This window comes from Streptomyces sp. NPDC057702, assembly GCF_042799315.1.
Lineage (GTDB): Bacteria > Actinomycetota > Actinomycetes > Streptomycetales > Streptomycetaceae > Streptomyces.
Genome location: NZ_JBHVJC010000006.1, coordinates 42,111 through 67,613, shown reverse-complemented (window position 1 = coordinate 67,613; position 25,503 = coordinate 42,111). Strand labels below are relative to the sequence as shown.

Here is a 25,503-nt window from a genome sequence, read left to right as displayed (position 1 = left end):
GACGCGGCGGACGACGAATCACGGCTCCGTGGCAGTTCCCTGGCGTGGCGGAACCGGGGACCCGCGTTCGGCCGTCGTACGCGGCACCGGCATAGTGGGGAGCCGCCCTCCGCCAGGGCGGTACATGACAGATCCAGATCGCTTGTCGCTTTACCGAGCAGCCCGAACATTCCAGGGGGAGTTCCGCCCATGCCATCCACGCGTCCGTCCAGCTCTCGCCAGCGCGCCAGGCGGCGCCCGCGCGCCCGGAGCTCCTCGTCCGTGCTGGCCACCGCGGCGCTCGCCGCCACGCTGGCGCTGACCGTCGCCGCCTGTGGCTCCTCGGACAACGAGGGCGCCTCCGCGCCGACCGCGTCCACGGAGAAGGGGTCGAACGACCTGGCGCTGCCGAGCGACCTCAACGACAAGCTCAAGGACCTCGGGCTCGACCTGGACAAGTGGAAGGACGGGGCCTGGAAGAACTTCGACAAGGAGTGGCTGCGCGAGGCGGGCGAGTTCATCAACCCGATCATCGAGGACCTGTGGGACCCGGACCGGATGAAGGACGCCGAGGAGCCCGACCAGCCGGTTGAGGACGACATCGCCGACGACCAGGGCGTGACCGACCCCGAGCCGCAGCCGGTGGACGCACGGCAGGTGCGGACCCCGTACAGCGCGAACGCGCCGGAGGCGGGGAAGGTCTTCTTCGACGGCCCCGAAGGCTCGATGGTCTGCTCCGCGACCGTGGTGAAGGACCCGGCGAACCCCGGCAAGTCCAACATGGTCTGGACCGCTGGCCACTGTGTGCACGCGGGCAAGGGCGGCGGTTGGTACCGCAATGTCATGTTCGTGCCCTCGTACAACGACAGCGGCCTGTCGGTGGCGGAGCTGGAGAACGCCCCCAAGGAGCAGATAGCGCCCAAGGGCCTGTGGTGGGCCGAGTGGGCGCAGACCTCCGACCAGTGGATCGAGCGGGGCGCCAAGGTCGGCGGTCAGGGCGCGCCGTACGACTTCGCCGTGTTGAAGGTCAAGCCGGAGGACGGCAGCGGGAAGTCGCTGGAGGAGACCGTCGGCGGGGCGCTGCCGGTGGAGTTCGACGCTCCGGCCGTGAAGTCCATGGAGGACATGACGGCCACCGGCTACCCGGCTGCCGCACCGTTCGACGGCCAGTCGCTGCACCAGTGCAGCGACAAGCCGGGGCGGCTCTCGCTGGACGCCACTCAGCCGACTATGTACCGCATCGGCTGCCGGATGACCGCGGGGTCGTCCGGCGGTGGTTGGGTCGCCACGGGCCAGGACGGTCAGCCGGCGCTGGTGTCCAACACCTCGATCGGCCCGGCCAACGCGACCTGGCTGGCCGGGCCGCACCTGGGCGACGAGGCGAAGGGCGTCTACAACGCGGTGAGCAAGAAGTTCGCCAACCGCTGAGCCAAGGAACGCCGGGCGCGCGCCCTGGGGCGCGCGCCCGGCACGGGCGGCCTGACGGCGGTCACGCGGGGCCGGTCCGGCCGGCGCGTGGACACGGCCGCGCCGCCCCAACGGAACCGCGCCCGAGACGGGCGCGCGTGCGGCACGACAGCAGAGGGCCCGCCCCCGCCCCACGGACACCGTGGAGGGGGGCGGGCCCTTGGCGCGTCAGGCGTACGCCCTGCTATCGCGTACCCGGCCAGCGGCTGCGGTCACGCGACGCACGGCGTGCGCGACGGCGCGGTCGGCGCGCGAACGTCGGCCGCCGGGCACGACGGTCGGGGTCAGGCGGTGATCGCCGAGGCGTCGGTGGATCCCACCGGCAGATACGGCTGGAGTTCCGCCGCCAGTTCCGCGTGCACACGCGCCTTGAGCAGCGTGCCCTCCGACGTGTGCTCCTCGGAGATCACCTCGCCGTCGGCGTGCACACGCGAGACCAGCGCCCCGCGCGTGTAGGGCACCAGCACCTCGATCTCGACGCTCGGCCTGGGCAGCTCGGCGTCGACCAACGCCAACAGCTCCGCGATGCCCTGCCCGGAGCGGGCCGAGACGGCGATCGCGCGCGGCTCGATGCGCAGCAGCCGCTGGAGCACCACCGGGTCGGCCGCGTCCGCCTTGTTGACGACCACGATCTCGGGAACGTGGACCGCGCCCACGTCGCGGATCACCTCGCGCACGGCCGCCAGCTGCTCCTCGGGCACCGGGTGCGAGCCGTCCACCACGTGCAGGATCAGATCGGCGTCCGCGACCTCCTCCATCGTGGAGCGGAACGCCTCGACGAGGTGGTGCGGCAGGTGTCGTACGAACCCCACGGTGTCGGCGAGGGTGTACAGCAGGCCGCTGGGCGACTCGGCCCGGCGCACGGTCGGGTCCAGGGTGGCGAACAGGGCGTTCTCCACCAGGACACCCGCGCCGGTGAGGCGGTTGAGCAGCGAGGACTTGCCCGCGTTGGTGTAGCCGGCGATCGCGACGGAGGGCACCTTGTGGCGCTTGCGCTCCTGGCGCTTGATGTCGCGGCCGGTCTTCAGCTCCGCGATCTCCCGGCGCATCTTCGCCATCTTCTCGCGAATGCGGCGCCGGTCGGTCTCGATCTTCGTCTCACCGGGGCCACGGGTGGCCATGCCGCCACCGCCGCCACCACCCATCTGACGGGACAGCGACTGACCCCAACCGCGCAGCCGCGGCAGCATGTACTGCATCTGCGCGAGCGCGACCTGGGCCTTGCCCTCACGCGACTTGGCGTGCTGGGCGAAGATGTCGAGGATCAGCGCCGTCCGGTCGACGACCTTGACCTTGACGACGTCCTCGAGGTGGATGAGCTGGCCGGGGCTGAGCTCACCGTCGCAGACCACGGTGTCCGCGCCCGATTCGAGCACGACGTCCCGCAGCTCCTGCGCCTTGCCGGAGCCGATGTAGGTGGCGGGGTCGGGCTTGGGGCGGCGCTGGATGACACCGTCGAGAACGAGGGCACCCGCCGTCTCGGCCAGCGCCGCGAGCTCCGCCAGGGAGTTCTCGGCGTCGTCGACCGTGCCGGACGTCCAGACTCCGACGAGCACCACGCGCTCCAGTCGCAGCTGTCGGTACTCGACCTCGGTGACGTCTTCCAGTTCGGTGGACAGGCCCGCCACGCGACGCAGCGCGGCCCGCTCGGAGCGGTCGTACTGCTCGCCGTCGCGCTCCTCGTCAATCTCGTAGCTCCAGGCAACGTCCTCTTCCATCAGGGCGTCGGCCCGAAGGTTCTCGGGGAGGCGCTGCCGGTCCGAGGAATCCGCGGCGGGGAACGACTGCTGCTGGGAAGGGGTTGTCATTGGATCCTTACGTCGTGTGAGAACGGTCAGTGTCGACAACGCTCAACCAGCCCGAACGATTCCCGAGCCGCTGCCGCGCCGACACGACGATGGTCCCACGCGACGTCGCGAGGGTCACCCGGGTTTCGGCGGGTCCTTCCGTCCACGCCCCGCAACCGGCGTACTCCGGGCGACCCACGCGCCCGTGACGTGCGGCGCGCTGAGGGCGCCGGTGCGGCGGGCCGCACCGGGACACGAAGGGGCGGCGCCCCGGCGCGGGCACACGGCGCGAGCGCGGTCCACCGACCCGGCACGGGGCACGGGGCACGGGGCACGGGGCACGGGGCACGGGGCACGGGGCACGGGGCACGGGGCACGGGGCACGGGGCACGGGGCACGGGGCACGGGGCGATGATCCCGGCTCCGTGGACGGGGCGCGTCTCCCAGCGCGCCATCCGGCGTCCGGTGCGCTTGGAGGCGTGGGGTGTGGGGGCGGTGTTCGTACGGGCACCGGCGGCCCTGGCCATTCGGACAACCACGAGCGCGGCGGGGGCCGGGGCACCACGGAGCACGCGGCGTCCCCGGCGGGCTCGCCTCCGCAGGCCGCGCGGCGCCGAGCCTCAGTCCAACCCGAGCGGTACGGGACCGGCCCAAGCGGTACGGGGCGCTGGCCGGAGTGTCGGGCGAGGCCACCCGCCCCTGGCAGCCGGGTCGCCGCTCGCGCCCCGCCCGGCACCGCGTCAGCGGCGACCCGCTACGCGCCACGGTGCCGACAGTGGCGAAACGTTACTGGTAGTGAGGAGGCGAAGATCGCTCGGCTTGGGGGACGGTCAGAGGCCCGCTGCCGCGAGCTCGTGTCCCGCGCGGACGACGTCGTACACGCTCGGTACCTGGCGCATGGCGCGCATCAGGAGCGGCAGTCGGCCGGCGTCCGGCAGGCGCAGCGTGTACGTGTGGCGGACGCGTTGCTCGTGCGGGGGCTCCACGGCGGCGGAGATGACCTCCGCGCCCTGCGCGGCGATGACCTCGGTGAGATCGGCGAGCAGGTGGGGCCGGCTGAACGCCTCGGCGCAGAGGGTCACCCGGTAGCCGGCCGTCACCTCCTCGGCGTCGGTCTGCCAGCGCACCACGACAGGCTGCCGCCCGGCCTCGGTCATGCGCGCCACGGCCGGGCACGACATCCGGTGCACGGTCACCGCCCGGCCCCGCACCGCGAACCCGGTCACCTCGTCCGGCGGCACCGGCGTACAGCACCCGGCCAGCCGCACGGTCGCGCCGGGCTGGTCCACGACGACGCCGGAACCCCGACGCGGACCGGCGGGCGGGGTGGGGTTCCGACGGCCGGCCGTGGACGGGTACGGGCGGCCGGTGGCGGGGCCACGGGCGTCGGACGGGGCGGGCGGGGGGCTCACGGCGAGACGGGCGGGGGGGCCGGTCCGCGCCGTGGCGTCATCACCTGTCGCGTCGACCTGGTGCGCCGCCGTGGCGAGCGGTCGTGGCTCGGCCTCGGTCGGCGCATCGTGGTCTGCCCCGTCGGCGCCGTACGGGCGGGCTGGCCGCGCGGCGGCGTCGAGCCGGTCGCCGGGCGGGGCGGAGGGCCGCGATGTGGCCACCTCGGTCGTGTCCGGGGCGCTGGCACCGCCGGGTGTGGCCGTCGCTTCCGGGGCGGCGACCGGGCCGGGCGCGGTGGCGGTGTCGGCCGCGTCCCCGGAGTCCGCCGGTCGCCGCCGGGCGGCGGCGCGCGGCGAGGGCCGCGAGCCGTCGCTGGCGCCGGGGTTCGCCTCTGTCGCGGCCGAGTGTTGCGCGTGTTCCGGGGCCGGGTCGGTGGCTCGCGACGGGTGCGGGGCGGTGGCGGGTGAGGGGACGTCACACAACCCGGGGGTCGCGGAGGTTGTCGGGCTGTCGCGCCGCGCGGCGTCGGCTACGCCCATGGCCTCGTCGGCCCCGCGCCCCGCGCCCCGTGCCCCGGCGGCGCCTCGTGACGAGGGCTCCGTGTCCGCCGCCCCGTGCCCCGCGCCCCGCTCGATGGGGGCGGCGCCCCGTTTCCCGCGCCCCGCGCTCCGTGCCTCGTGCCCCGTGTCGTCGGCCGCGCCGCGCTCCGTGGTCGCCGGGTCCGGTGCGCCCCGCTCGGGCGCCGTGTCGTACGACGTGTCGGGGGTGCCGGCGGCGGACTCCGGCGGGGACTGCGCCGTGAGCCAGTGCGTGATCGCGATGCGCGCGGCGGGCGTGCGCGCGTGCGTGAGCCACTCCGGCGAGGGCCCGGACGAGGCGGCGTCACGCCCGGTCGCCATGAGGAACTCCACGCTGTCCCCGTCGTGCAGCGTGGTGCTGAGCGTGACCAGGCGGCCGTTGACGCGGGCCCCCACGCAGGAGTGTCCGACCGCCCCGTACCGGGCGTACACGGCATCCACACAGCTGGCCCCGTCGGGAACGCTGAGGGCGGTGCCGTCGGCGGCGAAGACGGTGATCTCGCGGTCCTGGGCGAGGTCGTCACGGAGGGACGACCAGAAGGTGTCCGTGTCCGCCGCCGCGCGCTGCCAGTCCAGCAGTCGGGAGAGCCAACCCGGCCGCGTCGGGTCGGCCCGCTCCCCGTCCACGCTCTCCGCCGGTCGGCCGGGCGCCCCGCCGCCACCCGCCCCGGTGTCGCCCGCGCCGTCCGGCCCCTCGACGGCGGCGTACGGGTTGCCGAGCGCGACCACCCCCGCCTCGGCGACCTTGTGCATCTGCTGGGTCCGGATCAGCACCTCGATCACCTTGCCGTCCGCGCCCGCGACCGCGGTGTGCAGCGACTGGTAGAGGTTGAACTTCGGTACGGCGATGAAGTCCTTGAACTCCGAGATGACCGGCGTGAAACAGGTGTGCAGCTCGCCGAGGACGGCGTAGCAGTCGGCGTCCTCCCCGACGAGCACCAGCAACCGCCCCAGGTCGGCCCCGGACAGCTCGCCGCGCTTGCGACGCACGCGGTAGACCGAGACGGTGTGACGGGGGCGGACGAGCACGTCGGCGGCGATGCCCGCCTCGGCCAGCACCGCGCGTACGCCGCGCGCGGTGGCGGCCAGGGGGTCGGGGCGGCTGCCGTGTTCGGCCACCAGGTCGCGCGTGCGGGCGTACTCGTCGGGGTGCAGGATCGCGAAGACCAGGTCCTCCAGTTCGGTCTTGAGGGCCTGCACGCCGAGCCGTTCGGCCAGGGGGATCAGCACGTCGCGGGTGACGCTCGCGATACGGGCCTGTTTCTCGGGGCGCATCACGCCCAGGGTGCGCATGTTGTGCAGCCGGTCGGCGAGCTTGATCGACATGACCCGTACGTCGTTGCCGGTGGCGACGAGCATCTTGCGAAACGTTTCGGGTTCGGCCGCCGCGCCGTACTCGACCTTCTCCAACTTCGTGACGCCGTCGACGAGATAGCGGACCTCCTCACCGAACTGCTCCCGCACCTGAGCGAGCGTCACCTCGGTGTCCTCGACCGTGTCGTGCAGCAGCGAGGCGGTCAACGTCGTGGTCTCAGCGCCGAGTTCGGCCAGGATGAGCGTCACGGCCAACGGGTGCGTGATGTACGGCTCGCCGCTCTTGCGCATCTGTCCGCGGTGCGAGGACTCGGCGAGCTCGTACGCCCGGCGCAGTACGTCCAGGTCCGCCCCGGGGTGATGAGCCCGGTGCACCTTGGCCACGTGCTCGATCGCGTCCGGTACCCGACCACGTGGGGCCGGCCCGAGCAGGGCCGCGCGGCCGAACCTGCGCAGATGACGTAGGTCGATGAGCGGGCGGCCACGCCTTCGGCCGAACGAACCCTGTTCTGCTGGGTTTGTGGCCTCTGCGCTCACGGGCACCTCCGGCGGCATCGACCGGCGGTGGCAGCGACTGCCGGGGCGATCGGCCCCCAGGCCCCGAGTTGGGCGCCCGTGCCGGTGCTTGATGCTACCGAGCCCATCACGCGCCACCGAACCGCTCTCGTCGAGCGTGAACCAGATCACCCATTCGAGCGAGCGGAATGGGCCGATGTTTCGCCTATAGGGAGTTGTGGGAAGGCAGTGAGTTTGCCCGCGGCGGGACGCCTTGCCGTCGCGGGCCCCGTCGCCTCAGCGCCAGCGCCCCGTGGCGCGCGTTACGCGGTGCCGCTCGCCAGCGCCCCGTGGAGCCACGCCGGTTCCAGGGTGCCCTCCCCGACGATCACGGCGGGCCCCGTCATCTCCACGCTTCCGTCCGGGAGCTCGGCGATCGTCAGGCGCCCCCCGGGGACGTCGACGGTGTACGTGACGGGGTGTCCGAGCGCCGCGGGGTCCAGGCCGTCGCGACGAGCGGCGGCGACCATGACGGCGCAGGCGCCGGTGCCACAGGACCGGGTCTCCCCCACGCCCCGCTCGTGCACCCGCATGGCGACGTGGCGCGGGCCACGGTCCACGACGAACTCGACGTTGACGCCGTCCGGGTAGGCCGTGGCGGGCGTCACGTCCGGAGCGACGAGCAGACTGCCGGCGTCGGCGAGGTCGTCGACGAAGGCGACGGCGTGCGGGTTGCCCATGTTGACGTTCAGCGCCGGCCAGGCGCGCTCGCCGACCGAGACGGTGACCCGTGCCTCCGCCCCGTCCGGCAGCAGTGACCGGCCCATCCCGACCGTGACGGCGCCACCGGCGTCCGCCCCCTCTCGCGCATCGGGGGTGGGCGCGGCCTTGGCGATGTGCACCCGGCGCACGCCCGCTCGGGTCGCGACGGCCAGATCGCCCTCGTCGGCCAGCCCGGCGTGCCGCAGGTAGCGCGCGAAGACCCGTACGCCGTTGCCGCACATCTCGGCGATGCTGCCGTCACCGTTGCGGTAGTCCATGAACCACTCGGCCTCGTCGGCCATCGCGCGGGCCTCGGGGTGCGCGGCCGAGCGCACCACGTGCAGCAGCCCGTCGCCCCCGACGCCCGCGCGCCGGTCACAGACGCGCGCCACCGTCGCCGCCGACAGGTCGAGCCGGTTGTCCGGGTCGGGGACGATCACGAAGTCGTTCTCGGTGCCGTGCCCCTTGAGGAACGGAACCCGCTCTGCGGTGCTCATCCTTCGATCCTACGGCGCCACCGACCCCCACGACGGCGCGAGGACCGCCCACACGGGGGGCGAGGCGCGGGGCGCCGTCGCTGCGGGCGAAGGCCGTACGGGCGGTGTGGACGGCATGGGGCACGGGGCGCGGAGGACCACCGCACGGGGCGGCGATCACGGCCCGCACGGCGCCGGACACGGGGCGCGAGCCACGGGGCACGGAGCGGGGTGGCGGGCCGTGTGGGGCACGCGCACGCGCGAGGGGGGTCGCGTGACGGGGGGTGCGCGGCGGTTCGGGCGGGGCGGAGAGGGGTCAGCGGAGGCGAGCGACGCGCCAGATGGCCAGAGCCGCGAGAAGGGCGACGAGGGCGACGTAGGCGACGACGTAGCGCCAGTCGGCCCTACGGCCCGAACCACGGGGCGGCAGGCCGGGCCACGTGTAGCCGACGCGGCGGGCGGCCATCAGACCCCAGCCGGCAGCGCAGCAACTCAGCAACAGGCCGAGCATGGACACCACCGCACCGCCGTCGCCGAACTCGAAGGCGAGGGGGAAGGCGAACATCAACGAACCGAGAGTGGCGAGCCCGACGATGGGCGCGATCTGCCAGATCCTCAGCCGCCGGGGCGGACGCAGGTCGCGGAAGGACTCGGCGGGCTTCTCCAGGGGGGAGTCATCCCCCTGCGCGTCCGGACCGTCCGGCGTCAACGCCTCGGAGTCGTCCGTCGTGAGGGGCTCCGCTTCGTCGCGTGGCGGCGTCTCCGCTGTGTCGCGAGGGCTGGCCTCCATCGCCGTACGCCCTCCCCACATTCGACATCACGGCACGATCGAAGCTCGATGATGGCACGATCGCGGCGGCCTCCAAGACGCACGGAGCGTCCCGATGCCATCACGTGATCAGGCTGTGACCGCTCGTTCGACCAACGTCAGCGCGTGCGCCCGGAGTTCCCCGCCGCGGCCGGCGGCGCCACTGAGCCAGTGCACACGCGCGTCCCGCCGGAACCACGAATCCTGGCGGCGCGCGAAGCGCTTCGTGGCCCGCACGGTCTCGGCCCGTGCCTCCGCTTCGTCGCACTCCCCCGCCAACAGCGCGAGCACCTGCTGATAGCCCAGGGCGCGGGAGGCGGTGCGCCCCTCGCGCAACCCCGCGCGCTCCAGGCCGCGCACCTCGTCCACCAGTCCGGCTTCCCACATGCGGTCCACACGCCGGGCGATCCGCTCGTCCAGCTCCGGGCGGGCGACGTCCACACCGATCTGCACCGTGTCGTAGACGGCGCCGCCGGCCGAGTCGGCATCGGGCAGGTTGGCGGTGAAGGGGCGGCCGGTGATCTCGATGACCTCCAGGGCACGGACGATGCGGCGGCCGTTGGTGGGCAGGATGGCCGCGCCCGCGCGCGGATCGGCCTCGGCGAGCCTGGCGTGCAACGGCCCGCTGCCCCGCTCGACCAGCTCCGCCTCCAGCCGTGCGCGGACGACCGGGTCAGTGCCGGGGAACTCCAGGGCGTCGATCGCGCCCCGTACGTACAACCCGGAGCCTCCCACGAGCACCGGCGTGCGCCCCTCGGCGAGCAGTCGGTCGATCTCGGCACGGGCCAGCCGTTGGTACTCCGCGACGCTGGCGGCCTCCGTGACGTCCCAGACGTCCAGGAGGCGGTGCGGGACGCCCTGCCACTCGGCCACCGGCAGCTTGGCGGTGCCGATGTCCATACCACGGTAGAGCTGCATGGAGTCGGCGTTGACGACCTCGCCGCCGAGGTGTCGGGCCAGGGCGACCCCGAGATCGGACTTGCCGGCCGCGGTGGGGCCGACGACGGCGATGACCCGCGGAGCGGGGACTGCACTGTTCACCGGGCCAGTCTCGCAAACCCGGGGGCTACTCCTCGAACGAGCGACGTGACAGGGGGTCGCGGTGGTCGTTGCCCGTTGCGGGGTTCGGCACACCGCCGAGCCAGCCGAATCGTGGCAGTGGCGGCAAGAGGACGCCCCGTACCGCCCGGGCCGCCGCCTCACGGGTTAATCTATGGAGTGATTATGGGTGTTTTTTCAAGGTTTCGCCGTTCTTCGCGCTCGGTTAACGCGGCCCCGGTGCCGGCGGAGCGGACGGACGAGGACGGTAGCCTGACCGCGGAATCAGCCGCGGAATCCTCGGCTCCGGAGGAGCGTGACGCGCCACCGGTGGACTCGGCGGCGGCTGCCTCCACCGCTGACGACGCCGACGAGGGCGGAGCGGCGGGCGGCGGCGCCACGATTCCCAAGCAACAGTCCGCCGCGCAGGCTGCGGACAGCGAAGCCGGGGAAGACGCCCGTCAGTAGTTCTCCGACGAGGGAAGGTGGCCCATGGGCCTGCTGGACAATCTCAAGGCGAAGGCCGGTCAGCTCAAGGGCAAGGCCGGAGACCTCGCGAATCAGCACGGCGACAAGATCGAGCGTGGCCTGGACAAGGCCGCGAAGACGGTCGACGAGAAGACCAAGGGCAAGTACAGCGACAAGATCGAGAACGGGGCGGGCAAGGCCAAGGGCGCGCTCGACCGGCTCGCGCAGAAGGACGACGACGGCAAGGGGCCACAACAGGGTCGGTAACGCCTGATCGTCCACCACGGCCGCGGAGCACGCCTCCGCGGCCGTGGTCGTACCTGGCGGGCCGCGGCGCCCGCCCCGCGCGGGGCCCGCCGGGCCAGCCACGCCCGCCCGCCGCCCGGAGCCGCCCGCCCCGTGCCCCGCACGGAGCACCGCACCGAACGCCGCCCCGTGTCCCGTGGCTCCGGCACAACGCCCGCCCCGTGCCCCGTGCCCCGTGCCCCGTGCCCCGTGCCCCGTGCCCCGTGCCCCGTGCCCCGTGCCCCGTGCCCCGTGCCCCGTGCCCCCGACAGGATGACTTGCCCCGTACCCGCGGGATCGCCGCTCCGTGCCCCGTCAGCCAGGATGTGGCGCCGGGTGGCGTAGGCGCTCGTGGGCTTCGGGGACTGCGTGTCGGGGCGTGGTGGCGGGGTGGTCGGTGGGGAGCCTGCTCCGGCTACGACCAGGTGGTGACGAAGTAGCCGACGCCGTACGGAGCCTCGTCGTACAGCGTCTCGCCCCGTAGGCCCGCGCCGTCTCCCGCGCCGGCGAGCACCTGCCACGGGGCGCGGCCCGCCGCGAGGAGCTCCTGGGCCAGGTGCGGATCGAGTGCCGACAGCGCCCCGGTGTCGGCCGCGCCCAGTGCGCGGGACACCTCCGCGTCCCACGCGGCGGCCCGCTCGTCGAGGTAGCCGGGTGCCTTGAGTGTGCGGCGTGCGCTGCCGTCGCCACAGATCAGGAAGGCCACCCGGTCGGCGGAGCCGGCCAGCTCGCGGCCCAGCGCGGTGCAGCGGTCGGCGGCCAGCGACTCGGCGAGGCCGAAGCCCTCCACGGGGGCGGCGCTCCAGCGGGCACGCTCCAGCAGCCAGCCGGCGACGGTCAGCGAGAGCGGCAGCGCGCGCTCCGTGACCGGGCCGGCCCCGCGCTCCGGGCCGGGAGCCGCTTCCACCGGGTCCAGGTCCGTGCGCGGCGCCGCGCCCCGTGTCCCGTGTTCCTCGGTGGGCTCCGCAGCGCGCGCCGTAACGGCCCCGACGCCCCCAGCGGCGGGCCCCGTGGTGTCGTCCGCCGCGCGGTGCCCGTCGAGTCGCACCGTGACGTCCACGCCGTAGCCACGGAACGAGCCGACGGCGTCGTGCGCGTACGGGCCGTCCGTGGTCGGGGCGGCCGGGCCCAGGACGATGAGGCGGTCGGAACGGGCGGCGGCCAGCACGCTGACCGCGTCCGAGCAGGCGTCCCGCAACGGCGCCAGTTCCGGCGCGGCTCCAGCGGCGACCTCGGGCACGAGCAGGGGCGGGCAGGGGCAGACGGCGGCAGCGACAAGCATGATCGGCAGCCTAACGTCAGGCTCCGTGCCACGAGTCCCGGACGGGCCCGCACACGCGGAAGCGGGACCGGCGCCCCCGTTCCCGGAGCTCTCGACGCGGGGCGGCCAGCCGTCGTGCGTGCGGCACGCGCGGGCTCGGCGGGTTCTCCGGCCGGCAGCGCCGTGCCGGTGCGCCCAGCGGACGCGGGCCCCGCTTCACGCGCCCCCGCTCGGCCTCGGCGCGTGCCTGGATCGTGTCCGTGTCGGTTCCGGCCCACAGGGGCTCGCCGAGCCGTTCGCGGCGTATCACCGCTGTCCTGCGCTGTCGCGCGGCCCCGTGCCCGTAGGGCCGAGCGCCCCGTGGAGGCCGGTCGGGGTACCCGTGCCCCGCGTGGACCGCTCGGGTGGGCGGGGCCACGGTGCACACGCCGCTCGACGCGCCGCCCTGGCGCACGATGCCTCGGCGGGGGCGTGTGCCGTCGCGTGCCGCGCGCCCGGCGGGGAGCGGCACGGTCGCGGATACGGGGCCGGCGGCGCGCACCGCCGACGCGCCGTGGCCGGTCACGGCCGGCCCGGCGTCGTCCGTGCGGGGTTCAGCGGGCGGAGCAGCCGCCGGGTTCCACGGGCAGCGGGGCCGGGGCGCCCACCGTGGGCAGGCCGAGCATGACGCCGGCGGGCTTGTTCGCCGGCGCGGCGTTGCGCTTCTCCCACGCGTCGCCCGCCCGGGTGCGCCGTACGCCCCGTGGGGTGCCCTCGGCGAGGAGGTGGTGCGGCGCGGCGTACGTGATGTCCACGGTGACCACGTCGCCGGGCCGGACCGGCTCGTCGGGGCGGGTGAAGTGCACCAGACGGTTGTCGGGGGCCCGGCCGGAGAGGCGGCGGGTGGCGTCGTCCTTGCGCCCCTCGCCCTCGGCGACCAGCACCTCCACGGTGCGACCGACCTGGCGCTTGTTCTCCGCCCAGCTGATCTCCTCCTGGACGGCGACCAGACGCTCGTACCGGTCCTGGACGACCGCCTTGGGGATCTGGTCGTCCATCTCGGCGGCCGGGGTGCCCGGGCGCTTGGAGTACTGGAAGGTGAACGCCTGGGCGAACCGCGCCTCCCGCACGACGTGCAACGTCTGCTCGAAGTCGGCCTCGGTCTCGCCGGGGAAGCCGACGATGATGTCGGTGGAGATCGCCGCGTCGGGCATGACGGCGCGCACCTTCTCGATGATGCCCAGGAAGCGCTCCTGCCGGTAGGAGCGGCGCATGGCCTTGAGCACCGTGTCGGAGCCGGACTGGAGCGGCATGTGCAGCTGTGGCATGACGTTCGGCGTCTCGGCCATGGCGGCGATCACGTCGTCCGTGAAGTCGCGCGGGTGCGGCGAGGTGAAACGCACGCGCTCCAGCCCCTCGACCGCCCCGCAGGCGCGCAGCAGCTTGCTGAACGCCTCACGGTCGCCGATGTCCGAGCCGTACGCGTTGACGTTCTGGCCGAGCAGCGTGATCTCGGTGACGCCCTCGGCGACCAGCGCCTCCACCTCGGCGAGGATGTCGCCGGGCCGGCGGTCCTTCTCCTTGCCGCGCAGGGCGGGCACGATGCAGAAGGTGCAGGTGTTGTTGCAGCCGACCGAGATGGAGACCCATGCCGCGTAGGCGGACTCGCGACGCGTGGGCAACGTCGAGGGGAACGCCTCCAGCGACTCGGCGATCTCGACCTGCGCCTCCTCCTGGACCCGCGCGCGCTCCAGGAGCACCGGCAGACTGCCGATGTTGTGCGTGCCGAAGACCACGTCGACCCACGGCGCCTTCGTGACGATCGTGTCGCGGTCCTTCTGGGCCAGGCAGCCGCCGACCGCGATCTGCATGCCCGGCCGCTTCGCCTTCATGGGGGCGAGGCGGCCGAGATTGCCGTAGAGCCGGTTGTCGGCGTTCTCCCGCACCGCGCAGGTGTTGAAGACGACGATGTCGGCGTCGCCCTCGGCATGCCCTTCGGGCGCCCGCACATAGCCGGCGTCCTCCAGGAGCCCGGACAGCCGCTCGGAGTCGTGGACGTTCATCTGGCACCCGTAGGTGCGCACCTCGTATGTCTTCGCACTCATCTCAGTTGACCAGGGTACGTGTTCGGCTCCGTCCCCCGCCCCTCCCTTCCACCGTCCAATGCTGGCAGTATCCGGCCCATGCTCAAGACCCTGACGGAGCGGCCGGGAACGGGCCCCGTACTCCGCGCCACCGGCATCGTGGGCGGCCCCGGCATCGGGCGGGCCCGGCGGCTGTGGCGGCTGGCCGTGTCGGTCACCCTCGCACTCGGGCTGCTGCTGTGGTGGCTGCTGCCGCTTGAGGACACGTCCTCGCCGAGCGGGAACGTGACCATCACGACGGGGGTGCGCACGGGCGTGTACGCGCGCTACGGCGAGCTCCTCAAGGACCGCCTCAAGGAGGACCTGCCGCGGTTGAACGTCCGCCTGGAGCCCAGTGAGGGGTCGCTTCAGAACATTCGCCGGGTCGCGGAGGGGGAAGCCGCCTTCACGATCGCCACCGCCGACGCCGTGGCGACCTATCGCGACCAGGGTGGCGCCGGCGCGCACCGGCTCCGGGCGTGCGCCCGGTTGTACGACGACTACATGCAACTGGTCGTGCCGGCCGGCTCGACGATCCGTCGTACCGCGGACCTGGCGGGCAGGCGCGTCGCGATCGGGCAGCCCGGCTCCGGGGTCAGCCTGATCGCGGGTCGGCTGCTGACGGCGGCGGGGCTCGACCCGGCGAAGGACCTGACGCCGGTGCCGGTCGGGATCAGCCAGATGACGACGATGTTGCGGGAGAAGAAGATCGACGCGTTCTTCTGGTCCGGCGGCCTGCCCACCAACGCCGTGGTCGACCTCGCCCAACGTATGTCGATCCGGCTCGTGCCGCTGGGCGACCTGGTGGACCGGGTGCACAGGCTCGGCGGCGCCAAGCACTACTACCGGGCCGCCGTGATGCCGCCCGACGCGTACGCCAGCATCCAGAAGGGTCAGGCCGTCAAGACCATCGCGGTGGCCAACCTGCTGGTGACGACCAGCGACACGGACGAGAAGCTGACGGAGGGCGTGACCCGGACGGTGATCAACAGCCGCGACGCGATCGGTGAGACCGTGCACGCGGCGCAACGGGTGGACCTGCGGACGGCGATCTACACCGACCCCCTGGACCTCCACCAGGGCGCCAAGCACTACTACCGGTCGGTCAAACCCTGACCCCGTCGCATCCCGCCGCGGTGGCCGAGTTCGCGCACCGGGGGGCGAGGACGGAGCGACCTCAGGAGCGACGGGGCGGCGTGCGGGCGGGCTCGACATCGTCCAGCGCGGGGTCCGGCAGCAGTTCGAACGCGGCGGCGGCTGCCCCGACGAGCCCCGCGTCCGTGCCGAGCGACGCCGGCACCACCGTCACCTCGCGGACGAAGGACAACGCCGCGTACGTCCCCAGGTGCCGACGGAGCGGCGCGAACAGCACGTCTCCGGACGCGGCCACCCCGCCGCCGATCACCGCCCGCTCCACTTCCAGCAGGGTCGCGGTGCCGGCGACGGCCGCGGCCAGGGCTCGCCCCGCGTGGTCGAAGGCGGCCAGCGCCGCCGGGTCGCCACCGCGCGCGGCGGCGGCGACCGCCGCCGCCGAGTGGTCCGTGCCGACCGGACGCCACCCCAGCGCGGCGGCCTGACGGGCGATGGCCGGCCCCGAGGCCATCGCCTCGACGCAGCCCCGTGCACCGCAGGCGCACGGGGCGCCCTCCAGCGCGACGCTGATGTGACCGATGTGCCCGGCGTTGCCGGTAGGTCCGGGGCGGAGCCGCCCGTCGAGGATCAGGCCGCCGCCGACGCCGGTGGAGACCACCATGCACAGGGCGTTGCGGCAGCCGCTGGCCGCGCCCAACCAGTGCTCGGCGGCGGCCATCGCCACGCCGTCGCCGACGAGCACGACGGGCACCGGCGCCCCGTGTCGCGCGAGGAGGCTCTGCGTACGGGCGCGGACCGGGAAGTCACGCCAGGCGGCGATGTTGACGGGGCTGACGGTGCCGCGCGAGGCGTCCACCGGTCCGGCGCTGGCGATGGCGCACCGGGTGACGCGGGACCACTGCGGGGCCTGGGCGAGTTCGGCCAGCACCTCGGCCAGGGCGGCCATGACCGCCTCGGCCGCCGCGTCGCGGGGCCCGGCAGCCGCGTCGGGGCCGCCGGTCCACCCGGCGCCGCGCGCGGGAAACGGGGCGCGTGTGGTGGGGCGCCGCGCGGTGGCGTGCAGCGTGCCCCGCCGGTCCACCAACGCCCCCGCGATCTTGGTCCCGCCGATGTCGACGGCCACGCTCAGCGCGGCGCTGCCGGCGGCTGGCGCCGGTCCTCTCGCGCGGTCGGCCGTCCCGTGTGCAGGGGTGGCGGGGGCCGGTCGTGCGTCGGCTGCGGTCATGTCGGCTACCTCTCGGTTCGGACTGCTGTGGCACCGCCGCTCGGGCGGAAGGGGCCCCGCCACGCCAGGGCCCGCGCCTGGCCGGGCGTCCGGGCCCGGGCGGGCTCGGGCCCGCCCGATCGTGGTCGCGAGCCGGAGCGCTCCCGCATCCCGGCCCGCGCCGGGGCCGTCGGTCGGGTGCTCGCACGGGGTGGGCACCGCTTACGGAACGGGTCACGCCGCCACGGGGATACGGCGCACCTCGCGCCGCACCGGTTCCGACCCCACGGGGGTTCAGCCGAACGGGGCCGTGCCCGGTCCTGGGCAACGGGCCGTACCCGGTCCTCGGCAACGCGCCGCGCCGTGGCACCGGCGGATGGCGGCGGCGCCGATCACCTCCCGCGACCGGCCGACCCGGCCCCGTATCCCGTGCGCCGCCCCGTGGCACGTGCCCGCCCGACCCCCCGTGCGCCGCCCCGTGGTACGTGCCCGCCCGACCCTCCGTACGCCGCTCCGGGCCCCGTCGCGCCGTACACCAGCGCCGCGCGCTCGGCCTCGCGCCACACAGGGCGCCCCGTGGCCCCGTGTGCGCCCGCTGCGCGCCTCGCCAGGCGCCATCGAGCCCGTACCGCCCCGGCCCCGGGCTCGTGGCACGGGAGCCGCCCCTGCCCCGTGGCACGTGCCCCGGCGCGCTCACGCGCCCGCGCTGGCCCCCTCCCCGACGTGCGCCGCTCGGGCTCCACCGCTCCGCTCCGCCCAGAGCCCGCGCCCCGCCTTCCCCCCTCCGCGCCGCCCAGGGCCAGGCCCGCGCTCCGTCCGCCGCCGCCGGGCGCCCAGCTCGCCACGGAGGGCTCCGGCTCCGTGCCCCGTGCCCCGTCCGACAGCACCCCGCGCCCCGTGGCCCCATGGCCCCGTAGCCCCGTGACGGTCGCCCCGGCCACGCGAGCCGCCTCACGCCCGTCGGCCGACGGAACGCGCCCTCCCCTCGCCGGGTCAGCGCGCACGCGCCGAGGTGTCCGTACGGGGCGGCGCGGGGCTCCGGTGGTCAGGGCGGGTGCGGCGGCGTTCGACGGTGCCGGCCCGGTTTTCTTCGTCGATCAGTGGTAATGCCACCTGAGCACCCCACGGCCGGGGCCGGCACCGCGCTCGGCCCCCGGACGCGCACCGCGCACGCCCCAGCGACACCGTCAGCCGTTCCGCCCCACGAACCATCGGAGCCGCCGCCATGCATGACGACCGCAGCATCGTCGAAGCCCGTCTGCGCCGTGTGCTCACCGAGCGCATCCAGCCCGCCGTCTACGGCGCCACCCAACCGTTGACCCTCGCGCGCTGGGAGGCCCCCGGCGAACCGGTGCCGGTGGCCGAGGGGCTGGCCGCCGCGTACGAACCAGCGACCGTCGGTGACCAGTGGGGCCCGGCGTGGGGAACCACCTGGTTCAAGGTGAGCGGACGGGTCCCCGCGGCCTGGGCGGGGCGCACCGTGGAGGCCGTTCTGGACCTGGGGTTCGACCGCCAGCTACCCGGCTTCCAGTGCGAGGGGCTGGTGTACCTGGCCGACGGTCAGGCGGTGAAGGCGCTCAACCCGCACAACGCGTGGGTGCGCGTCGGGGCGCCGGTCGAGGGCGGCGAGGAGGTCGAGTGGTACGTGGAGGCCGCCTCCAACCCGATCCTGGTCGACCACGCCCCCACGCGTCAGGGCGACCGGCTCACCGCCAGTGACGAACCGCTGTACCGGCTGAACCGGATGGAGCTCGCCGTCTTCGAACCCGAGGTGTGGGAGCTGGTGTGCGACCTCGAGGTGGTCGGCGGCCTCATGACGCAGCTGTCCACCGACGACGCGCGCCGTTACGAGCTACTGCGCGCCGTCGAGCGCTGTCTCGACGCCTTGGACCTCACCGACGTGCCCGGCGGTGCGCGGCGCGCCAGGGCCGCGCTGGCGGGCGTGCTGGCGGCGCCGGCCAACGCCTCCGCCCACCGGGTCAGCGCCGTGGGCCACGCGCACATCGACTCCGCCTGGCTGTGGCCGCTCCGCGAGACGGTGCGCAAGGTGGCCCGTACGGCCTCCAACGTGGTCCACCTCATGGACGAGAACCCCGAGTTCGTCTTCGCCATGTCGCAGGCCCAGCAGCTCGCCTGGATCAAGGAGCACCGGCCCGAGGTCTTCGCGAAGGTCCGGCGGAAGGTGGAGAGCGGCCAGTTCGTCCCGGTGGGCGGGATGTGGGTGGAGTCCGACACCAACATGGTCGGCGGCGAGGCGATGGCCCGCCAGCTCCTGTACGGCAAGAAGTTCTTCCTGGACGAGTTCGGCGTCGACACCCGGGAGGTGTGGCTGCCGGACTCGTTCGGGTACACAGCGGCGATGCCGCAGCTGGTGAAGCTCTCCGGCTCGGAGTGGTTCCTGACGCAGAAGATCTCCTGGAGTCAGGTCAACACGTTCCCGCACCACACGTTCTGGTGGGAGGGCATCGACGGCACCCGGGTCTTCACGCACTTCCCGCCGATCGACACCTACAACTCCGACCTCAGCGGCGCCGAACTGGCCCACGCGGCCCGCAACTACCGGGAGAAGGGGCGCGGCACCCGGTCGCTGGCCCCGTTCGGCTGGGGCGACGGCGGCGGTGGCCCCACCCGCGAGATGCTGGCCCGCGCGCGGCGGGTCGGCGACCTGGAGGGCTCGCCCCGGGTGACGGTCGAGCCCCCCTCGGCGTTCTTCGCCGCGGCCCGCGACGAGTACCCCGACGCGCCGGTGTGGGCGGGCGAGCTGTACCTGGAGCTGCACCGTGGCACGTACACCTCGCAGGCCAAGACGAAGCAGGGCAACCGGCACAGCGAGTCGCTGCTGCGCGAGGCCGAGCTGTGGGCGGCCACGGCGGCCACCACGGTGCCCGGCTTCGCCTACCCGTACGAGGATCTGGAGCGCCTGTGGAAGACGGTGCTGCTGCACCAGTTCCACGACATCCTGCCGGGCTCCTCCATCGCCTGGGTGCACCGCGAGGCCCGGGAGACCTATGCCCGGGTGCACGCCGAGCTGACGGCGCTGGTGGCCGCCGCGCAGGGCGCGCTGGCCGGCGAGGGGGAGCGGGCGATCGTCTTCAACGCCGCGCCCCACGCCCGGCGCGGCGTCCCCGCGGGTGGCGCGGCCCCGGTGACGCGGCCGGTGGGCGCCCCCGTCACGGTCACCGAGCGCGAGGACGGCGGCTTCACGCTCGCCAACGGGCTGCTGCGGATCGAGGTGGACGCGCGGGGTCTGGTCGTCTCCGCGTACGACCTGACGGCCGACCGCGAGGCCATCGCGCCCGGCCTGGCGGGCAACCTGCTCCAGATCCACCCGGACTTCCCGAACATGTGGGACGCCTGGGACGTCGACCACTTCTACCGGCACACCGTTCGCGACCTGGTCGAGGTGGACGAGCTGAGTGTGGTCGAGACCACCGAGGAGCGCGCGGTCGTCGTGGTCGCGCGCTCCTTCGGCGACGCGGGCTCCACCGTCGTCCAACGGCTGGAGCTGCGTTCGGGGGCCAAGGTGCTCGACATCGACACCGAGGTGGACTGGCGGGAGACGGAGAGGTTCCTGAAGGCGGCCTTCCCGCTGGACGTCAAGGCCGACCGGTCCGCCTCCGAGACACAGTTCGGGCACGTCTTCCGGGCCACCCACACCAACACCTCGTGGGAGGCGGCCAAGTTCGAGATCTGCGCGCACCGTTGGGTGCAGGTCGAGGAGCCCGGCTGGGGCGTGGCGGTGACCAACGACTCGACGTACGGCCACGACGTCACCCGCGACGTACGGGCGGACGGCGGGCAGACCACGACGGTGCGGCTCTCGCTGCTCCGTGCCCCGCGCTACCCGGACCCGGCGACCGACCACGGCGGTCACCGGCTGCGGTACGCGCTGGCCCCGGGCGCGACCGTGGCCGACGCGGTGCGCGAGGGACACCGGATCAACCTCCCCGAGCGCACCGTCACCGGCGGCCGGGACGTCGAGCCGCTGGTGGCCGCCGCCGGTGGCCAGGTCGTCGTGGAGACCGTCAAACTCGCGGAGGACCGGGGCGGGGACATCGTCGTGCGGCTGTACGAGTCGGGCGGGGGCCGTGCGACCACGGCGCTCACCACCTCCGTACCGATCGCCTCGGTGACCGAGACGGACCTGTTGGAGCGCCCGCTGGCCGACGCGCCGCACCGCGCGTTCTCGGACCAGGGCGCACTGGAACTCACCCTGCGCCCGTTCCAGATCCTCACGCTGCGCCTGCGCCCGCGCGGCTGACCCGCGCCCGTGCTCACTCCTGGGGTGCCGTGCGGGGGACGTCGATGGTCACGCGCAGCCCGTGTGGCTTGTTCGGCGCGTACGCGATGCTCGCTCCGCCGGCCGCCAGGAGGGCGCGGGTGATGGAGAGGCCCAGGCCGGAGCCGGAGACGTTCTGGTGTCGGTTGCTGCGCCAGAAGCGGTCGCCGACGCGCTCCAGTTCCTCCGTGGTCAGGCCGGGGCCGCCGTCGGCGACGGTGATGCGTACCGTGTCGCCGTTCGGCCGCACGTCCACGACCACCCGTTCGCCGTCCGGGGTGAACTTCAGCGCGTTGTCGACGACCGCGTCCAACGCGCTGGACAGCGCCACGGGGTCGGCCCACGCGGTGGCGCCGCCCGGCCCCGTGTAGGCGAGTGTGAGGCCCGCGCGGTCGGCTACGGGGCGCCAGGCGCCGACCCGTTCGGCGGTCACCTCCGCGATGTCGGTCAGGCGCGTGTCCGCGGCGGCGTGTTCGGCCAGCGCCAGGTCGAGCAGGTCGTCGAGGACCTGGGCCAGCCGCTTGCCCTCGGCGCGGACGGAGGCGACCTCCTCGTTGTCCTCGGGCAGTTCCAGGGCCAGCAGCTCGATCCGCAGCAGCAGCGCGGAGAGTGGGTTGCGCAGCTGGTGCGAGGCGTCCGCGACGAAGGCCCGTTGCTGTTCCAGGACTTCCACCACGTGGTCGGCCATCTCGTTGAACGAGCGGGCCAGTCGCCGCAGCTCGGGCGGGCCGCCGGAGGCCGCGACCCGGGAGGCCAGCCGCCCCGTGGCGATGTCGTGCGTGGCCGCGTCCAGGACGCGTACGGGGCGCAGGACCCAGCCGGTCAGGCGCACCGCGGCGGCCACCGCCAGGAGCATGGCCGCCGCCTCCCCGGCGGCGATCAGCAGCCAGCCGTGCAGGATGCGCGAACGCATCTGCCCGGTGGGCGAGTCGGTGACGACGACCGCGACCACGTCGCCGTCGCGCACCACGGGCGAGGCGACCGTCAGGCGGCCCCGTTGCCAGGGCCAGACCTGGGCCGGGTCGTGGCTACGGCGGCCGGCGATCGCCTCCTTGAAGGCCCGATCCGACTCGCCGCCCCTGGGCAGGGTCCAGTCGGCGGGGGCCACGCCCATCGGCTGCCTCCCGCGGTAGAAGACCCCGACCCGGATGCCGTACAGCTCGCGGTAGCGGGTGAGCTCCACGCGCAGCGTGTCCTGCCGCTCGTCGCCCTCGCCGGTGGCCGTGGGGTGCGGGCCGGGGCGGACCGTGACGTACTGGGCGAGGGCCGCGAACCGCGCTGTGTCGTCGATCCGGTCCACGATGACGCGCTGTTGTTCCGCCGCCGCCAGGCTGGCGCCCAGGGGGAAGCCGAGGGCCAGTAACACGCCCGCCATCAAAACGATCAGCAGCGGGAGGAGTCGGGTGCGCACGATGCTCCACGAGGGTGGGCCGGCTCAGACGGCCGGGGCGACGAGACGGTAGCCCACGCCGCGCACCGTCTCGATCAGGGCGGGCATGCGCAGCTTGGAACGGAGCGAGGCGACGTGCACCTCAAGGGTGCGACCGGTCCCCTCCCAACTCGTGCGCCACACATCGCTGATGATCTGCTCGCGCCGGAAGACCACCCCCGGGCGTTTGGCCAGCAGGGCCAGCAGGTCGAACTCCTTGCGGGTGAGGGAGACGGCCGCGCCGTGCACCCGGACCTGTCGTGTGGACAGTTCGATGCTGACGGGGCCGAGCAGCAGCGGTCCCGTGGGCTCCTCCGGGTGCTCCTCGGCCGCCCCGTCGGCGGGCACGGTGCGCCGGCTGACGGCGTGGATGCGGGCGAGAAGTTCCATCGGGTCGTACGGCTTGACGACGTAGTCGTCGGCGCCGAGGTTGAGCCCGTGTATGCGGGAGCGGACGTCGGCGCGCGCCGTCACCATGATCACGGGTGTGCTGGTGAGCTTGCGGATGCGTCCGCACACCTCGAACCCGTCCTGGTCGGGCAGCCCGAGGTCGAGCAGGACCACGCTGAACGGGTCGCTCTCCCCCGGCAGCAGCGCGCGCAGCGCCTCCTCTCCGTTGCGGGCGTGCGTGACCTGGAAGCCGTGCCGGGCCAGCACCGCGGACAGCGCGGCGGCGACGTGGTTGTCGTCCTCGACCAGCAGCAGTCTCATCAGCCCCGCCCTCCCTCGGTGGTGCTCCGTTCCGCGCCCCGGCCGGGACGCGCTGACCTCGTGCGCGGGATGCGCCGGGGCACGTGCGGGCCGTCTCGGGGCGTCCTCGGCCCGAGGGGCCGCACCGCCTGTGCGAAGCGCCCCCAAGGGCGCCACGCTCGGCTCCGCGTGCATCGCACGCCCCGCGCGCGGAGCCGCCCGCTCATAGGTCCGTGTCCGCCCCGCGCTCCGTCCACCGCGCTCCGTGCTCCTCGTGGCTCCGTACCCGCGCACCCGGCGCCCCGTGCTCCGTACGTCGTACTCCCCGCCCCGTGCTCCGTGCCGGGCACCGTGCCCCGTCCGGTGCCCCGTCTCCCGCGCTCGTGTCCCGCGCATCGTGCGCCGGTGCTTCGAGCCTCCCCCGCTCCACGCCGCGCAACGCGCGGACGTTCACCGTCCGCCATCGCGGCGCGGCACGCGCGCCCTCGGGCGCCCCGTGCGGATCGCTTCCGTCCCGTGTTCCCTCGCTGTTTCTCGCGCCGTCCCGCACCGTTCGTCGGCGCCGTGCACCGTGGCCTCGCACCGGGGCCACACGGCATAAACGCCGATACCCGCGGGGCGCGTCAAGGGAATGCGGCCACCCACTTGTTTCCGTTACGTAGCCGGTATGGGCCCCGTGCCGTTTCCTCAGCCGTGCGGCGATCGTGCCGGGCGCCCCGTTCACGCAGAGTGTCGCTTTGCGGCCGGATCGTTATGCTCAATTTCAGCTCAGATGTAATGACGCTGGTCGTGACGGCTCATTAGGGTCCCTCCCAACCGAGGAGGACGGAGCGAGACGCCGATGAGCGACGTATCGGTGACCGAGGGCGCCACGGCCGTGGCGAGCGACCTGGTCACGCTGGCAGGAGTCAACAAGCACTTCGGCGCGCTGCATGTGCTCCAGGACATCGACCTGACCATCGCCCGTGGCGAAGTCGTCGTCGTCATCGGGCCGTCCGGGTCCGGCAAGTCCACACTGTGCCGCGCGATCAACCGGCTGGAGACCATCGACTCCGGCAGCATCACCATCGACGAGAAGCCGCTGCCGCAGGAGGGCAAGGAGCTGGCCCGGCTGCGTTCGGACGTGGGCATGGTCTTCCAGTCCTTCAATCTCTTCGCCCACAAGACGGTGCTGGAGAACGTGACACTGGGACAGGTCAAGGTCCGCAAGGTCGACCGGAAGGCCGCCGAGACCAAGGCGCGGGCCCTGCTCGACCGGGTCGGGGTCGGAGCGCAGGCCGACAAGTACCCCGCCCAGCTCTCCGGCGGCCAACAGCAGCGCGTGGCCATCGCCCGCGCGCTCGCCATGGACCCGAAGGTGATGCTCTTCGACGAGCCGACCTCGGCCCTCGACCCGGAGATGATCAACGAGGTCCTCGAGGTGATGCAGCAGCTCGCCCGCGAGGGCATGACGATGATCGTCGTCACCCACGAGATGGGCTTCGCGCGCTCCGCCGCCAACCGCGTGGTCTTCATGGCCGACGGTCGCATCGTCGAGCAGGCGACGCCGGACCAGTTCTTCAGCAACCCGCGCAGCGACCGGGCCAAGGACTTCCTGTCGAAGATCCTTCACCACTGACCGCCCCCCGCTCGACGACGTAAAGGACATTCACCATGAAGCTCCGCAAGACCTCCGCGGCGGCGGCCGTCGTCATCGCCCTGACCGTGACGGCGACGGCGTGCGGCAAGGAAGGCAGCCCGGACGACGACAAGGACGGCAAGGACACGCCCAAGCTGTCCTACAAGGTCAACGCCGCGGCGGACGTGAAGGACTCGCCAGTCTGGTCGAAGGTCAAGGGCAAGACGATCAAGATCGGCACCAAGGCGGACCAGCCCAACCTGGGGTACGAGGACCCGAGCACCAAGAAGCGCTCCGGCTTCGACGTCGAGATCGCCCGCATGATCGCCGCCGAACTCGGCTTCGACGAGGAGCACATCGAGTGGAAGACGGTGCCGACCGAGGCTCGTGAGACGCAGCTCTCCAGCGGGGGCGTCGACTTCTACGTCGGCACCTACACGATCAACGACGAGCGCAAGAAGCAGGTCGACTTCGGCGGCCCGTACTACCTCGCCGGCCAGGACCTCCTGGTCGACAAGGACAGCGACATCAAGAGCCCCGAGGACATCAAGGGCAAGAAGGTCTGCTCCGTCACCGGCTCCACGCCGCTGAAGCGGATCAAGGAGAAGAAGTACGGGGTCGCCAAGGCCAAGGCCCAGCAGGGCTACCAGTTGTGCGTGCAGGACCTGAACAACGGCCAGGTCGACGCGGTCACCACCGACGACACCATCCTGAAGGGGTACGCCGCCCAGAACGACGGGCTGCGCGTGCTCGGCAAGCCGTTCTCCGAGGAGCCGTACGGCGTCGGCCTCAAGAAGGGCGACAAGGCGCTGCGCGAGGCGATCAACAACGCCATCGAGACAAGCCAGAAGAACGGCAACTGGAAGAAGGCGTACGACGCCACGCTGGGCAAGTCCGGGATCCCGGCCCCCACGCCGCCGAAGGTCGACCGCTACTGAGCCGCCACGACGGCTGACGCCTGAGCGGCCGGGCGTCCACG

16 protein-coding genes are annotated in these 25,503 nt (G+C 73.7%); 6 read left to right on the top strand and 10 right to left on the bottom strand.

The genetic code is table 11. From position 1 onward, the window contains the following. Window positions 1–189: 189 nt before the first annotated feature. Entirely contained in the window at window positions 190–1,407 is a 1,218-nt protein-coding gene (locus ACFVFR_RS06005; protein ID WP_383698451.1) for a trypsin-like serine peptidase, read from the top strand. 323 nt (window positions 1,408–1,730) lie between these two features. Here the strand turns inward: ACFVFR_RS06005 and hflX are convergent, their stop codons facing one another. The 5 genes from hflX to miaA all read right to left on the bottom strand — a co-directional run bounded on the left by hflX (window position 1,731) and on the right by miaA (window position 10,099). Continuing rightward, entirely contained in the window at window positions 1,731–3,254 is a 1,524-nt protein-coding gene (gene hflX, locus ACFVFR_RS06000; RefSeq protein WP_383698450.1) for a GTPase HflX, read from the bottom strand. 809 nt (window positions 3,255–4,063) lie between these two features. Further along, window positions 4,064–7,054: an HD domain-containing protein gene (locus ACFVFR_RS05995; RefSeq protein ID WP_383698449.1), complete on the bottom strand. Its 2,991-nt coding sequence runs from the start codon at window positions 7,052–7,054 to the stop codon at window positions 4,064–4,066. A gap of 281 nt (window positions 7,055–7,335) precedes the next feature. Further along, window positions 7,336–8,271, bottom strand: a complete 936-nt coding sequence (dapF, locus tag ACFVFR_RS05990) for a diaminopimelate epimerase (protein WP_383698448.1) — start codon at window positions 8,269–8,271, stop codon at window positions 7,336–7,338. Between the two features lie 295 nt (window positions 8,272–8,566). Next, on the bottom strand, window positions 8,567–9,040 hold the full coding sequence (locus tag ACFVFR_RS05985) for a hypothetical protein (RefSeq protein ID WP_383698447.1): 474 nt from the start codon (window positions 9,038–9,040) through the stop codon (window positions 8,567–8,569). A 108-nt stretch (window positions 9,041–9,148) separates the two neighbouring features. After that, complete coding sequence (miaA, locus tag ACFVFR_RS05980) at window positions 9,149–10,099, bottom strand: tRNA (adenosine(37)-N6)-dimethylallyltransferase MiaA (RefSeq protein WP_383698446.1); 951 nt, start codon at window positions 10,097–10,099, stop codon at window positions 9,149–9,151. Window positions 10,100–10,588: 489 nt separating this feature from the next. Here miaA and ACFVFR_RS05975 point away from each other — a divergent pair, with 489 nt between their 5' ends. Next, complete coding sequence (locus tag ACFVFR_RS05975; protein ID WP_383698445.1) at window positions 10,589–10,831, top strand: antitoxin; 243 nt, start codon at window positions 10,589–10,591, stop codon at window positions 10,829–10,831. Between the two features lie 433 nt (window positions 10,832–11,264). Here ACFVFR_RS05975 and ACFVFR_RS05970 read toward each other — a convergent pair whose 3' ends face one another. Together ACFVFR_RS05970 and miaB are read right to left on the bottom strand one after the other, a co-directional pair. Next, the gene (locus ACFVFR_RS05970; RefSeq protein WP_383698444.1) at window positions 11,265–12,131 is read right to left on the bottom strand and encodes a class III extradiol dioxygenase subunit B-like domain-containing protein; all 867 of its coding nucleotides are present in this window, start codon (window positions 12,129–12,131) and stop codon (window positions 11,265–11,267) included. 572 nt (window positions 12,132–12,703) lie between these two features. Next, a complete protein-coding gene (miaB, locus tag ACFVFR_RS05965) occupies window positions 12,704–14,194 on the bottom strand; it encodes a tRNA (N6-isopentenyl adenosine(37)-C2)-methylthiotransferase MiaB (protein ID WP_383698443.1) in 1,491 nt (496 codons plus the stop codon). Window positions 14,195–14,272: 78 nt separating this feature from the next. Between miaB and ACFVFR_RS05960 the strand changes: the two genes are divergently transcribed. Continuing rightward, the gene (locus ACFVFR_RS05960; RefSeq protein WP_383698442.1) at window positions 14,273–15,328 is read left to right on the top strand and encodes a TAXI family TRAP transporter solute-binding subunit; all 1,056 of its coding nucleotides are present in this window, start codon (window positions 14,273–14,275) and stop codon (window positions 15,326–15,328) included. Between the two features lie 61 nt (window positions 15,329–15,389). On the opposite strand, the gene ACFVFR_RS05955 is transcribed toward ACFVFR_RS05960, so the two are convergent. Continuing rightward, on the bottom strand, window positions 15,390–16,529 hold the full coding sequence (locus tag ACFVFR_RS05955; protein ID WP_383698441.1) for an ROK family protein: 1,140 nt from the start codon (window positions 16,527–16,529) through the stop codon (window positions 15,390–15,392). A 1,204-nt stretch (window positions 16,530–17,733) separates the two neighbouring features. Here ACFVFR_RS05955 and ACFVFR_RS05950 point away from each other — a divergent pair. Further along, on the top strand, window positions 17,734–20,769 hold the full coding sequence (locus tag ACFVFR_RS05950; RefSeq protein ID WP_383698440.1) for an alpha-mannosidase: 3,036 nt from the start codon (window positions 17,734–17,736) through the stop codon (window positions 20,767–20,769). 13 nt (window positions 20,770–20,782) lie between these two features. Here ACFVFR_RS05950 and ACFVFR_RS05945 read toward each other — a convergent pair whose 3' ends face one another. Together ACFVFR_RS05945 and ACFVFR_RS05940 are read right to left on the bottom strand one after the other, a co-directional pair. Then, window positions 20,783–22,198: a sensor histidine kinase gene (locus ACFVFR_RS05945; protein WP_383698439.1), complete on the bottom strand. Its 1,416-nt coding sequence runs from the start codon at window positions 22,196–22,198 to the stop codon at window positions 20,783–20,785. A 24-nt stretch (window positions 22,199–22,222) separates the two neighbouring features. Further along, window positions 22,223–22,927, bottom strand: coding sequence for a response regulator transcription factor (locus ACFVFR_RS05940; protein ID WP_383698438.1), 705 nt, complete (start codon window positions 22,925–22,927; stop codon window positions 22,223–22,225). Between the two features lie 820 nt (window positions 22,928–23,747). Between ACFVFR_RS05940 and ACFVFR_RS05935 the strand changes: the two genes are divergently transcribed. Both ACFVFR_RS05935 and ACFVFR_RS05930 read left to right on the top strand, forming a co-directional pair. Next, the gene (locus ACFVFR_RS05935; RefSeq protein ID WP_383698437.1) at window positions 23,748–24,524 is read left to right on the top strand and encodes an amino acid ABC transporter ATP-binding protein; all 777 of its coding nucleotides are present in this window, start codon (window positions 23,748–23,750) and stop codon (window positions 24,522–24,524) included. 35 nt (window positions 24,525–24,559) lie between these two features. Beyond that, window positions 24,560–25,462: a glutamate ABC transporter substrate-binding protein gene (locus tag ACFVFR_RS05930; protein WP_383698436.1), complete on the top strand. Its 903-nt coding sequence runs from the start codon at window positions 24,560–24,562 to the stop codon at window positions 25,460–25,462. The last annotated feature ends 41 nt before the right edge of the window (window positions 25,463–25,503 follow it).

Coding starts and splice junctions, on each gene's coding strand:
- ACFVFR_RS06005 (WP_383698451.1), top strand. CDS start 190: ATGCCATCCACGCGTCCGTCCAGCTCTCGCCAGCGCGCCAGGCGGCGC.
- hflX (WP_383698450.1), bottom strand. CDS start 3,254: ATGACAACCCCTTCCCAGCAGCAGTCGTTCCCCGCCGCGGATTCCTCG.
- dapF (WP_383698448.1), bottom strand. CDS start 8,271: ATGAGCACCGCAGAGCGGGTTCCGTTCCTCAAGGGGCACGGCACCGAG.
- ACFVFR_RS05985 (WP_383698447.1), bottom strand. CDS start 9,040: ATGGAGGCCAGCCCTCGCGACACAGCGGAGACGCCGCCACGCGACGAA.
- ACFVFR_RS05975 (WP_383698445.1), top strand. CDS start 10,589: ATGGGCCTGCTGGACAATCTCAAGGCGAAGGCCGGTCAGCTCAAGGGC.
- ACFVFR_RS05970 (WP_383698444.1), bottom strand. CDS start 12,131: ATGCTTGTCGCTGCCGCCGTCTGCCCCTGCCCGCCCCTGCTCGTGCCC.
- miaB (WP_383698443.1), bottom strand. CDS start 14,194: ATGAGTGCGAAGACATACGAGGTGCGCACCTACGGGTGCCAGATGAAC.
- ACFVFR_RS05960 (WP_383698442.1), top strand. CDS start 14,273: ATGCTCAAGACCCTGACGGAGCGGCCGGGAACGGGCCCCGTACTCCGC.
- ACFVFR_RS05955 (WP_383698441.1), bottom strand. CDS start 16,529: ATGACCGCAGCCGACGCACGACCGGCCCCCGCCACCCCTGCACACGGG.
- ACFVFR_RS05950 (WP_383698440.1), top strand. CDS start 17,734: ATGCATGACGACCGCAGCATCGTCGAAGCCCGTCTGCGCCGTGTGCTC.
- ACFVFR_RS05940 (WP_383698438.1), bottom strand. CDS start 22,927: ATGAGACTGCTGCTGGTCGAGGACGACAACCACGTCGCCGCCGCGCTG.
- ACFVFR_RS05935 (WP_383698437.1), top strand. CDS start 23,748: ATGAGCGACGTATCGGTGACCGAGGGCGCCACGGCCGTGGCGAGCGAC.
- ACFVFR_RS05930 (WP_383698436.1), top strand. CDS start 24,560: ATGAAGCTCCGCAAGACCTCCGCGGCGGCGGCCGTCGTCATCGCCCTG.